This is a genomic window from Chryseobacterium endophyticum (assembly GCF_056333165.1).
Genome location: NZ_JBWGXE010000002.1, coordinates 474,380 through 487,107, shown reverse-complemented (window position 1 = coordinate 487,107; position 12,728 = coordinate 474,380). Strand labels below are relative to the sequence as shown.

The window sequence follows — 12,728 nt, the reverse complement described above, 5'->3', positions numbered from 1 at the left end:
AAGAATCTAAATATCTGGAGACTCTCTATATTTGGCTAATGACGTTTATATTCTTACTGATGTTTTTCCAAAAAGTGAAGAATTTGGGTTGAAATCACAACTGAGAAGATGCTCTGTTTCTGTCGCTTCTAATATAGCAGAAGGCTCAAGTAGAATTTCGGATAAGGATTTTAATCGATTTTTGGAAATAAGTCTTGGTTCTCTTTATGAATTACAGACTCAATTATAATTTCTTCAAACCGAAATTATATTGAGCCGTCAAAACTTGAAATTATAGAAAATAAAATAACAGAATTACAGAGAATGATTTCTGGCTTTCAAAAAAACTTGAAGTTTTAAGTCTTTTTTCTTTTCTCTTTATTCTTTAATCTAAAAAAGAAAAAATCAAATATTAAATGGGAAATATTGTAAAAGGCGGAGAATTCCTCATTAAGGAAATTCCTGCAAACGAAATCTTCAGTCTTGAAGAACTGAATGAAGAACAGAAAATGCTTCGCGATTCGGCGAAAGAATTTATAGACCGTGAAGTCGTTCCGCAAAAAGAACGCTTCGAGAAAAAAGATTACGCCTTCACGGAAGAAGTCATGCGTAAGCTGGGAGAAATGGGAATGCTGGGTATAGCTGTTCCTGAAGAATACGGAGGCCTTGGAATGGGATTCGTGACTACCATGTTGGCCTGTGATTATCTTTCAGGTGTTACCGGTTCCCTGGCAACTGCTTATGGAGCCCATACCGGAATCGGAACTTTACCCATTGTACTTTATGGAACAGAAGCCCAAAAGCAAAAATACCTTCCGGACTTAGCCACAGGAACAAAATTCGGGGCGTACTGCCTTACGGAACCGGATGCCGGATCAGATGCAAACTCAGGAAAAACAAGAGCTAAACTTTCCGAAGACGGAAAACATTATATCATCAACGGACAAAAGATGTGGATTTCCAATGCAGGATTTGCCGATACATTTACATTATTCGCCAAGATTGATGATGATAAAAATATCACAGGATTTGTAATCAATCGTTCAGAGCTGGAAAATCCGGGAAGCCTTACTTTCGGTGAGGAAGAGCATAAATTAGGTATTCGTGCCTCCTCTACCCGACAGGTTTTCTTTAATGATATGAAAATTCCTGTTGAGAATCTTTTAGGCGAAAGAAATAACGGATTCAAGATCGCTTTAAATGCACTCAATGTTGGTCGTATTAAACTGGCAGCAGCCTGTCTGGATGCGCAGAGAAGAATCTTAAACCACTCCATTCAGTATTCAAACGAGAGAAAGCAGTTTGGCGTTTCTATCTCCACATTCGGAGCGATCAGAAAGAAAATCGCTGAGATGGCGACCGGAGTTTTTGTAAGTGAATCGGGTTCTTACCGTGCCGCAAAAAACATTGAAGATAAAATTGAAGAACTTGTGGCCGGTGGAATGGATCATCAGGCTGCAGAGCTAAAAGGAGTGGAAGAATTTGCAGTAGAATGTTCAATTCTTAAAGTTTTCGTTTCCGATCTTGCCCAGCACACGGCAGATGAAGGAATTCAGGTGTATGGCGGAATGGGATTCTCTGAAGATACCCCGATGGAAGCCGCGTGGAGAGATTCAAGGATATCAAGAATTTATGAAGGAACCAACGAAATCAACCGATTGCTTTCTGTGGGAATGTTGATCAAGAGAGCCATGAAGGGAGAATTAGACTTATTGTCTCCGGCCATGGCCATCAGCAAAGAACTGATGGGAATTCCATCATTCGATGTTCCAGATTATTCCGCTTTCATGAGTGAAGAAAAAGCGATTATCGCCAATCTGAAAAAAGTATTCTTAATGGTTTCCGGGGCTGCGCTTCAGAAGTATATGATGGATATTGAAAAACAGCAGCATCTTTTATTGAATGCTTCCGAGATCCTTAACCAGATCTACATGGCGGAATCTTCGATATTAAGAGCCGAGAAACATTTTGCTCCTGAATCTGTGGAAGCCGCTATGGCCCAGCTGAACCTTTACAAAGCAGTAGAGAAAATTATTACTGCTGCTAAAGAAGGAATCGTTTCTTTCGCAGAAGGTGACGAACAGAGAATGATGCTTTCCGGATTGAGAAGATTTACAAAATATACAAATCATCCGAACGTAGTGGCATTAACTGAAAAGATTGCGGCACACTACATCGAAAAAGGAACTTATTAGTCTTTTATATATAAATTTGATTTCAAAGCGTTCCGATTTTTTGTCGGGACGTTTTTTATTGATTCTGCATGATCTTTTCTACCTGAATGAAGATCCATTTAATGATGTAATAAAATCGCTTTCTGAGTTGTCTTTATTGATAAATCGTTCTATTTAATTTTTTTATGATGAAAGCATTATCGGTAACATTAATCGTTTTTTCAGTAGCCGTTTCAGCGCAGCAAAAAGAAAACAAAGCGGCATGGCCTAAAAAGGATACGGCAAAAGTGCATGTATCAGACTCAGTTCAGAATGTAAAACGGCAGGATTTGTATAAAATGCCTTCCCTGAAGCCGGATCCATCAAAATATTCCAGCCTTAAAGACAAAAGAAAAGATTCGACAGATTATAAAATGCTTAACGCTATGATTCCTGAAAAAAAGGAAGACGATAAATAACAGGTCATATCCACGGTTCTGATAAAATCGTGCAAAAAATTATTATTAAAAAATGTCTCAGATGTTGAGGCATTTTTTATTTTTGTACTCTACTTATTTACGATGACAAAAGAAGAACTGCTCAACAGAGCAATAAAAATAGCCGACAAGGCACACAAAGGCCAGACCGACAAATATCATGCACCATATATCGCCCACGTGATGCGCGTGATGGAATACGGAAAAACATTGGATGAAAAGATAGTGGGTGTTTTACACGATGTCGTGGAAGACCATCCCCAGGAATTCAGCCTCGATTATCTCCGCAATGAAGGTTTCCCTGAATACATCATTTTTGCCATTAGCTGCCTGACCAAATTCGATCCGGAAGAAGAGTATGACGATTTTGTAAGAAGAACAGAACGTTCACCGCTGGCCGTAGCCGTAAAGCTGAATGACCTGCGGGATAATATGGACCTTCGAAGGGTAACCCGGGAGCTTACACCGAAAGACATTAAGAGGTTTAACAAATACCTGAAGGCCTATCATTATCTGATTGAAAAATATTAAGACCTTATGACTAATAACCTGCCTCCCATTTCCAAAGCTTACCGGTCTAAGCTGATTTCAGCCATTGTATCGATTTTAGTATTTTTCACGGTATATTTTATCTTAATTCTGATTTCGCTCGGATTGATATTCCTATTGGGATATGCAGCGGTAAAGATCATCGCTCTGCATGCTAATTATCTGACACTCCTTCTTGGCCTGGGATTATTCAGTATCGGGCTTGTGGTTTTTTATTTCCTGATCAAATTTATTTTCATCAAAAATAATTATAGTACCAGGCATCTAATTGAAGTCGACCGTAAAAGCCAGCCTGAACTTTTTTCTATTATCGACGAAATTGTAGCAGAAACCAAAGTGAAAATGCCCGGTAAAGTATTTTTCTCTCCCGAGGTAAATGCAAGTGTGAGCTATAATTCACTCTTCTGGAGCATGTTTCTCCCGGTGAAAAAAAACCTGACCATCGGAATCGGTTTGGTCAATTCCTGTACGGTTGGTGAGCTTAAGTCTGTTCTTGCCCATGAGTTCGGCCATTTCTCCCAAAGAAGCATGAAAATCGGAGGATACGTCAATCAGGCAGAAAAAATTATATTTGATACTGTTTATAACAATAATGATTATGAACAGACCATAAAGCATGGTTCGGGACATTGGGCATTTCAGCTTACAGGGATGATTTCCGTAGGTTTTATCAATGCATTTAAATATATTCTGAAGTTTTTCTCAGATTTTATCTTTAAAAATAATGCATCTCTGAGAAGAGAAATGGAATTTCATGCAGATGCCGTTGCCTCGTACGTTACCAATCCCGAAGAGCAGATTTCATCTCTTTTGAGGCTAGATCTCAGTAGTGCGGCATTTGAAAGTGCATTCAATTTTTATACACAAAGTGACGGAAAATACCTTCCGGAAAACCTTTTTAATAATCAGACGGCTTTAATGAAAGTTTTCAGTGAGAGAAATAATCACGTTTACGAAAATGATTTACCTAAGATCAGTGAGGATGAGCTGACCCGCTACAACAGGTCAAAGCTCGAAATTGAAGATCCATGGGCATCCCATCCCGAAACTGCCCGGAGAATTGAGATGATCCGCAAAAATGAAACTAAAAACCGTCCGAAAAATAACAACCTGGCCCAAACTGTCATCCGTGGTTTTGATGAAATAGGTAAGGCATTAACAAGCAAATACCTGACCCTTTACAGTATTAAGAATGTGGGCGAAATCATTCATGACAACGAACTTTTTACAGAGCTTTACAAGACCAAGTATCCGGTCCACATGATAAGTGTCTATCATAACGGTTATTATGAAAGACATAATCCGGTGTTGGAGAATATTGATGACCTGCAAATGGTGTCAGAGGTTTCGTCCGAAAAACTTTTCAGTGATGAAATGGTTTCTCTCGTCTACGAAAAGAGTGGTTTGGAAAGCGATCTTTCAATACTTAAGGAAATCGTGGCAAATCCGAAAGTGGTTAAAACATTTAAGTACGATGGAATACTGTATCCGTCAAAAGAGGCAAGAATTTTAGTTTCAAGACTTACTAAAAATCTGGAAGAGATGAAACTGGCATTGTCCGACAATGATAAACAGATTTTCAGTTATTATTACGGCATAGCAAACGATACGGATAAGGAAATTCTTAAAAACAGATATCTCACATTTGCCTCAATAGATCGTGAGTATGATATGTATGAGAATGTATTAAATCATTTTGCTGAAGGATTAACATTTATGACCGTAACTTTACCTATAGAGGAAATCCGTAAAAAAAGAAGCATTTTGCTTAAAAAAGAAAAAGCTTTTAAAGATGTTCTGAAGAAATTTATTGAAGAATCCTCATGTAAAGACTTTTTAACACTTGAAAATAAACAGTTGATGAAAGACTTTATCAACTCTGAATATATTTACTTCAACCACGACCAATATATCATGAAAGAAGTGGAAGCTTTATTTTCTCTCGTGGGCGAATTTCGTAATATGTTAAATACAGCTTATCTTTCAGGTAAAGAACAGCTCATAGGTTTTCAGGTCCAGATTGAGAAATCCGTTAATCTGCTCCCGGAAAGTGATACGTCTTGGCAGGAGGATTCGTATCATCAATATTGATGTTTAAAGCGAGGTATATAAAGTGGAAATTTTTATTCCCTTTTGCTTCAAACTCTCTTTGCCAAAGGTATCCTCCTAAAACTCCGAAGTTTTCATCGATCTGGTATCCCAAACCACCATACACCCTGTTTCTGGCAAAGGCAGGCTTTATCGGCGATACTATAAAAATTTCGTCATAAGCATTGGCAAATAGAGTTTTAGGACCTATTTTTTTTGCATTTAATGGTACCGAAACGTTAAGACGGTAACGGTAACGCATTCTCTGCGAGCTTTTATCAGTCTGAGGCTCGTAAAACCATGATTTCTCAGCACGGAATCTGTTTTCAAATTTTACAACCCCTTTCTTAAAATCAATAACGTCCTGAAGCCAGATCCTGAATTCTTCCTTGTTGATCGCGTGATCTTTATAAGTCGCATATCTTCCCAATCCTACAAAAGGTTTATGGTTCTTGGTAAGGTTATACCCTAGCCCTCCTTTTATTTCGTAATAATCCGGATAGGTATATTCTTCAATTCCTCTCGACTGTCCCTCAGCATACAGAAAAAACTTTGGATGAAATTTATAGGTGATCGTCAGGGCATTGAAGCTGGAAATATGTTCCTGTGCCTTAAACAATGTTGTACTTAAAAATAAACTCAGACCTAAACCTACCGAAAGTTTCATTCAAAAAAATTTTTGCAAATGTAAATGAATTAACAATTTCTTAATATTAACTTTAATTCACTAACAGTTAACAATTATTTAATATTGATGTTATAAGATAACCCGATATGGAACCATCTTTGTGGCATTTGGACCCCAAATGTTTCCGTATATGAAGTATTTGTTAAGTTATTGATAAGAATATATATCGAAAAGTCTGTTTTAACAAAACTTAATTTGTCATCCACAAGATTATAGCTGCCATTATTTAATCTTTCATTATAGCGGTATACCACTTCATTGGTAAAGTTTCTGAGGAACCTTGTTTCCAGTTTGGCAATAATCTGATGTCTTAAGTTATCGAGAGCATATCTCGCCAGGAAATCACCGGGTTTGTTCAGTTTGTTGTCGAGATAAGTGTATCCGACCGTGTATTTCAGCCAGTCGTTTAACCGGTGGCCGATCTCCGCTTCAATTCCTTTAATGGTAGTATCTCCGATATTTTGGGCGTACCATACGGGATCATCCGTTTTGATCTTGGTCCAGTCAATAGCATTATTTGAATCTCTCAAAAATCCGCTTGCTTTAGCTAAAATATCTTTTGTCTGGAACTGGTAACCGATTTCGGCATAAACAGCATTCTCAGGAAGAAGGTTCGGATTTCCCTGTTCGGTTTTACTGACATAATAAAGATCGGTAAACGAAGGAATACGGTGAACTTTTGCAATATTACCGTAGATTTTATGATTCCGGTTAAAGCTGTACCCGATATCTAAACCCGGATAAAAAAAGTTTCCTTCTTTGGAATAGTTGGCCCACGAAATTCCGGGGCTGATATTTAATTTTTTATCCAGTAAAGAAAAATGATGTTCAAAAAACACTTGCGAAACGAAACGGTTTCTGTTCCCTAAATTGTTGCTGGCCAGAAATTCTTTTCTCAGCTCCACACCTATTCCTGTAGTTCCCAATCCCCATTCGTAGCTGGAATTCACCTCTCCGCCAACGTTATTCCCGATATGCATGTTCCGGTATTTTTCAGGTTTTGCCCTGTCATAGAGGTACATGTCCTGCCCTCTTCTCCAGTACATATTGGAGTTCAATTTTAATTTTCCGAAGTCCTGCTGGTGAGCGAGGCTTACAATAGAAGCCTGGGTTTCTTCATATTGTTCTGTCGCTGCTTTCGAAGAATAAAACCCGTTAGCCCCAAACTTTTTTTCAGAAAACCCGGCCTGGAGCCTTACACTTCCGTCTTTTATATTCAGTTTGCTTTGGTAAAAGATATTCCTGATTTCATAATCGGTATTGTACATATATCCCTGGGAAGCTGAAGAATTCGCTTGCAGGGAATTGGCAAATTTTTCATTTCCGAGCTGGGCATTAAGTCCCAATCCGTAGGTTTCGTAATCTCCGGCTTCGGCGTTTATTTTCACTCTTTTTCCGGGATTTATCTTAGTGATAATATTAATCACGCCGGCATACGCATTTTGTCCGAAACGTCTTGCGGCAGGCCCTTTAATGACTTCGATTCTTTCCACGTCTTCAAGGTCAATCGGAAGGTTCATGGTATTGTGACCGGTTTGGGAATCATTCATCCGGATGCCGTTCAGAAGTAAGAGCACCTGCTCAAAAGAACTTCCCCGGAAGCCGATATCGCTTTGCACCCCATTAGCTCCCCGCCTTCTGATGTCCATACCAGTTACCTGCTGCAGAATTTCGTCAATACTTTTTGCAGGAGAAGTAAGGATCTCTTCCCGGGTAATAACGGTAATATTTTGGTTCGCACTTTTATAAGGAGTGGAAAACAATTTACCCTGAACTTCAATGGTTTCGATATCAGTTGATTTTTCCTGTGCATGTGCAAAAAACAAAGTCCCAAGAAAAAAAATACTTCCTGCTTTTCTGATCATATTTTAAAATTATACCGGATTATTTTACTGAGCCCAAAAGTAATGGAGTTCATCAAGACCTACAAATGATAGTTGTCATAAAATGCAGTTCTTCTAAAATATATGTGGGAAGGTATTTTTTATTATCGTTTTCTCATCAAATATGCAATAAGGTCTCTGAAAAATTGTTTCATTTCATTGCAGATTTAGGGTTGCAATTTAAAGAATTCTGTGGTATCAGAAAAATGTCTTGACATACAACGATGATAACGTCCTGTATTTTAGTTTTTATTAACAAGGAAATCCGTCAGAATTTCGTAATTTTGTTAGTCTTAATTTTACTATGGCTAATATAACAGATATAGATATTAAAAAACAGATTTTCGTTAAGAACGCACACCTTAACAATCTGAAACACATCGATGTTCTCATCCCCAAAAATAAACTGATTGTCATCACTGGAGTCTCCGGAAGCGGAAAATCTTCTTTGGCTTTCGATACCATTTATGCGGAAGGACAGAGAAGATACGTGGAAAGTCTCAGCTCCTATGCCCGTCAGTTTTTAGGGAAACTTGAAAAACCGAAAGTTGACGATATCAAAGGTCTCGCACCTTCCATTGCCATCCAGCAGAAGGTCATTTCCTCGAATCCCCGCTCAACAGTAGGGACTTCCACGGAAATTTATGATTATTTAAAGCTTCTCTTTGCCAGGATCGGAAAAACATTTTCTCCGGCTTCGGGGCAAGAAGTAAAAAAGGATTCGGTTTCCGATGTGGTCGATTATATCAAAGCATCCGAAAAAGACGTTTCTTTTTTACTCGCAGCTCCTTACGATTATGATGCGGATAATTTTGAAGAAAACCTTAATGTTCTAAAGCTGGCCGGGTTCACCCGACTCGAGATCAATGGAAATGTTGCCGGCATCGAAGACCTTGAGAGTTTCGGATTCAAACCTGAAAAAGGCATGGAGATCAATCTCGTCATCGACCGCTTTTCTTACCAGCAAGATGAGAGCTTTCTGCAGCGTCTTGCAGATTCTATCCAGATGGCGTTTTATGAAGGCCGCGGATACTGTTCTTTAAAAAATACAGATACCGGAAAAGTAAAGGAATTTTCCAACAAATTTGAGTTGGACGGAATAGAATTCCTCGAACCGAATGTTCACTTTTTTAGTTTCAACAATCCTTATGGAGCCTGTCCGACCTGTGAAGGGTACGGAAAAGTGATAGGAATTGATGAAGATCTGGTAGTTCCCAACAAAGCCCTGTCGGTTTTTGAAGATGCCGTCGCTTCGTGGAGAGGAGAAAGCATGAGCGAATGGAAGAAAGATTTTATTAAAAAAGCAAAGGAATTTCCGATCCATAAACCTTATCATCAGCTTACCAAAGAACAGAAAAAATACCTTTGGAAAGGAGACGGCAAAAGCACATTTCCATCCATCGACAATTTCTTCAGGATGCTTGAGGAAAACCTTTACAAGATACAGTACAGGGTAATGCTTTCAAGATACCGCGGCAAAACGCTCTGCCCTACCTGTGAAGGGTTAAGGCTGCGCGAAGAAACCAGCTGGGTAAAGATCGACGGGCATAATATCCAGTCCATGATAGAGCTTCCTCTGGATGAATTATTTCCAGTGATCAATAATTTAAAACTATCCGAACACGATCAGGAAGTGGCGAAAAGGCTGCTTTATGAGATCACTACGCGTATTGAGTTTCTGTTGAAAGTAGGACTCGGATATTTAACCCTCAACCGTACTTCCAATACCCTTTCCGGCGGAGAAAGTCAGAGGATCAACCTCGCGACAAGCCTCGGAAGTTCACTGGTCGGCTCAATTTATATTTTGGATGAACCTTCGATCGGACTGCATTCCAGGGATACGGAAAACCTGATTGAAGTACTGAAAAACCTCCGTGACCTTGGAAATACCGTAATTGTGGTAGAACATGATGAAGATGTCATGAGAGCTGCAGACTACATCATCGATATCGGCCCCGAAGCCGGATATCTGGGGGGTGAGCTGGTATTTGCCGGAGATTACAAAGAACTCAGGGACGCAGATACGTTAACCTCAAAATATCTTACAGGAAGGCTTGAAATAGAAGTTCCCCAACAAAGAAGAAAATCGAAGGAATGGATCCAGATCAGAGGAGCCCGCCAGAATAATCTCAAAAATGTGGATGTCGATGTACCCCTGGAGAGCCTCGTCGTTATTTCAGGCGTTTCCGGGAGCGGAAAGTCTACTTTGATGAAAGAAATTCTCACCAATGATATCCAGATCCAGCTGGGAATGGGCGGAAAAAAAGGAGACTACGACTCCGTGGAATTCCCGAAAAAGCTTATCAAGCATATTGAATTGATCGACCAGAACCCTATCGGGAAGTCTTCACGTTCCAATCCGGTAACCTACCTCAAGGCTTATGATGACATCAGGGACTTATTTGCTAAGCAGAAAGTCGCCAAAATGATGGGGTATAAACCTAAACATTTCTCCTTCAATGTAGACGGCGGCCGGTGTGATGAATGTAAAGGCGAAGGGGTAATCAACGTATCGATGCAGTTCATGGCAGATATTGAGCTGGAATGTGAAGTCTGCAAAGGAACCCGCTTCAAAAGCGAAATCCTTGAAGTAAAATATGATGAGAAGAACATCTCCGATATTCTTCACATGACGGTAGACGATGCGCTGGAGTTTTTCAAAGATAACCACGAGGATAAAATCGTCACCAAGCTTAGGCCATTACAGGAAGTAGGTCTTGGATACCTCCAGTTGGGACAGAGCTCTTCTACCCTTTCCGGCGGTGAGGCGCAGCGGGTAAAGCTGGCATCATTCCTGGTAAAAGGGGTTACGACAGACAAGACCCTGTTTATCTTTGACGAGCCATCCACCGGTTTGCATTTCCATGATATTAAAAAACTGCTGAAATCTTTACAGGCCCTCATTGACCTCGGCCATTCTGTGATCGTCATCGAGCATCAGCCTGATATTATCAAATCCGCAGACTACATTATTGATATCGGCCCAAATGCCGGAAAGCACGGCGGCGAAGTGGTATTTACCGGAACTCCCGAACATCTGGCAAAAAACAAAAAATCGTACACCGCCAAGTATATCAAAGAAAAGCTGGAAGAATAAATTAAAAGAGAGTCGTAAGGCTCTCTTTTTTTTGACGGTGTATAATAATATATATTTTAATTGTACAATACGGATGTTCGTCCGTCTGTTCGAGTATTTTTTGCAGTACAGCTGCAAAAATGTATCGAGAACTTTTGGGTAAGTCCGACCGTAAGCGCAACTTCTCGATACGATTTTCTTCAAAAATCTACTCGAAGGGACGGCCGTATGCAAACAATATAGCACTAAAGTCGTCTAATTGCCTTTATAACTGCTACAATATGTTAGAAACAACAGACATTCATTCCGAAGAGCCAATCAGGCGTTCCGAACACACCGTCAACCGTTTCAAATAGGCAATCAAGGACTTCAAAGAAGCAATCAACCAGTCAGAAGAGCCGATCAACCAGTTAGAAGAAGCGATCAACCAGTTAGAAGAGCCGATCAAGTACAATTTGTTACTTTTCAGCACTTTACAGCCTTCATAAATCAAATGGAAATTATATCTTGGTCGTAAATTTTAATGATAAGTTGTAAAAACGGGCATTTTAATGATTAAATTTAATCGTTAATTGTGCTAAAGCAGGCTTTGTTTTAATAATTCGGATACGGTATTAATTTCCTCCGCAGTGTTGAAATAATGAGGCGACAACCGTACAATTCCATCGATGTTTTTCCGGGTAAAATCGATCAGTGCTGAATTTTTATACGTTACCGAAAAGAATACATTATTCTCTTTTAATACCTTCTGAATGTTCTCAAGATCGCCCTCCGGACCGGAAAAGGTCACAATGCTACTTATAGGATTACCAAGATCCCACACCTGGAATCCACTGTTCTGAAGATTGTTTCGTAGCGTCTTTGAGAGGTTTTTATTGTACTGTTCAATATGATTCATACCGATGCTGTTGGCATATTTTAAAGCTTCGGTAAATCCAAGTAAAGAAGCGTATGAGAGTTCCCAGTGTTCAAATCTTTTGGCAGATCCGAATAGCTCATAATCATCAAACTCCGACCATTTTGCCCCTCTCATATCTAAAAGCAAAGGAGCGTATTGCTGTTCCAAAACTCTATCCGACACATACAGGAAACCTGTTCCTCTGGGGCCTCTCATGAATTTCCTGCCGGTTGCCGTAAGAAAATCACAGTTTATCTTTTCAACATCAACCACCATTTGGCCAACCGATTGGCAGGCATCCACCAGGTACAAAACATCATATTGCCGGCAGATTTTTCCCACACCTTCCACATTTTGTATCAGTCCCGAATTGGTCGGGACATGCGTTACTGCCACAAGCTTCGGATAATCTTCCTTTATTAATGTTTCCAGGTCCTGAAGATCAAGCGAATGATCCGGAAGATTTTTTATCCTGATGACTTTTACGTTCAGCTTTTTCTGAAGGGAAATAAAGGTGATCTGATTTGATATATAATCGTCGGCCGTAGTAATGATGACGTCCCCTTCTTTAAAGATAATACTCGACAAGGCCTTTGTATATGCCTCGGTCGCGCTGGTGGCAAAAGCGATGTTGGATGCTTTGGCATTGATCAGTTTCGCTGTTTCATCATAAAATTCTTCCAGATGCTTTGCATTTTTTTCGGCAACTTCATATCCGCCATACTGTTCTTCCTGGTGTAAATAATTAATCATTGAATCAACAACTGGGGAAGGCATTAATGAGGAACCTGCGTTATTAAGAAAAATTTTCCCGTCTTCCAGTCCCCTGATGTCGTGTCTTATTTTATCGATGTCCATTTTTTTAAATTTATCGGAAACAATTTTACATAAAAAATCCCGAAGAGAATAACGGGATT

At 39.6% G+C, this 12,728-nt stretch carries 9 protein-coding genes; 6 read left to right on the top strand and 3 right to left on the bottom strand.

Annotated elements, in window-relative coordinates:
• Positions 1–31 precede the first annotated feature (31 nt).
• From AC0N32_RS06610 to AC0N32_RS06590, 5 genes are all read left to right on the top strand, one after another.
• A complete protein-coding gene (locus tag AC0N32_RS06610; protein WP_476393069.1) occupies positions 32–229 on the top strand; it encodes a four helix bundle protein in 198 nt (65 codons plus the stop codon).
• Positions 230–395: 166 nt separating this feature from the next.
• The gene (locus AC0N32_RS06605; RefSeq protein WP_476393068.1) at positions 396–2,174 is read left to right on the top strand and encodes an acyl-CoA dehydrogenase family protein; all 1,779 of its coding nucleotides are present in this window, start codon (positions 396–398) and stop codon (positions 2,172–2,174) included.
• Between the two features lie 164 nt (positions 2,175–2,338).
• On the top strand, positions 2,339–2,611 hold the full coding sequence (locus AC0N32_RS06600) for a hypothetical protein (protein WP_476393067.1): 273 nt from the start codon (positions 2,339–2,341) through the stop codon (positions 2,609–2,611).
• Positions 2,612–2,713: 102 nt separating this feature from the next.
• On the top strand, positions 2,714–3,160 hold the full coding sequence (locus AC0N32_RS06595) for a phosphohydrolase (RefSeq protein WP_476393066.1): 447 nt from the start codon (positions 2,714–2,716) through the stop codon (positions 3,158–3,160).
• 6 nt (positions 3,161–3,166) lie between these two features.
• Positions 3,167–5,269: a M48 family metallopeptidase gene (locus tag AC0N32_RS06590; RefSeq protein WP_476393065.1), complete on the top strand. Its 2,103-nt coding sequence runs from the start codon at positions 3,167–3,169 to the stop codon at positions 5,267–5,269.
• Here AC0N32_RS06590 and AC0N32_RS06585 read toward each other — a convergent pair.
• Together AC0N32_RS06585 and AC0N32_RS06580 are read right to left on the bottom strand one after the other, a co-directional pair.
• Positions 5,211–5,933: a DUF2490 domain-containing protein gene (locus AC0N32_RS06585; RefSeq protein WP_476393064.1), complete on the bottom strand. Its 723-nt coding sequence runs from the start codon at positions 5,931–5,933 to the stop codon at positions 5,211–5,213. The two genes, AC0N32_RS06590 and AC0N32_RS06585, sit on opposite strands and share 59 nt — an antisense overlap.
• A gap of 74 nt (positions 5,934–6,007) precedes the next feature.
• Complete coding sequence (locus AC0N32_RS06580) at positions 6,008–7,819, bottom strand: TonB-dependent receptor plug domain-containing protein (RefSeq protein WP_476393063.1); 1,812 nt, start codon at positions 7,817–7,819, stop codon at positions 6,008–6,010.
• Positions 7,820–8,141: 322 nt separating this feature from the next.
• Here AC0N32_RS06580 and uvrA point away from each other — a divergent pair, with 322 nt between their 5' ends.
• On the top strand, positions 8,142–10,934 hold the full coding sequence (gene uvrA / locus AC0N32_RS06575; protein WP_476393062.1) for an excinuclease ABC subunit UvrA: 2,793 nt from the start codon (positions 8,142–8,144) through the stop codon (positions 10,932–10,934).
• Between the two features lie 556 nt (positions 10,935–11,490).
• Here uvrA and AC0N32_RS06570 read toward each other — a convergent pair.
• Positions 11,491–12,669 carry an aminotransferase class V-fold PLP-dependent enzyme gene (locus tag AC0N32_RS06570; protein ID WP_476393061.1) on the bottom strand — a complete coding sequence of 393 codons (1,179 nt, stop codon included), beginning with the start codon at positions 12,667–12,669 and terminating at the stop codon, positions 11,491–11,493.
• Positions 12,670–12,728 lie beyond the last annotated feature (59 nt).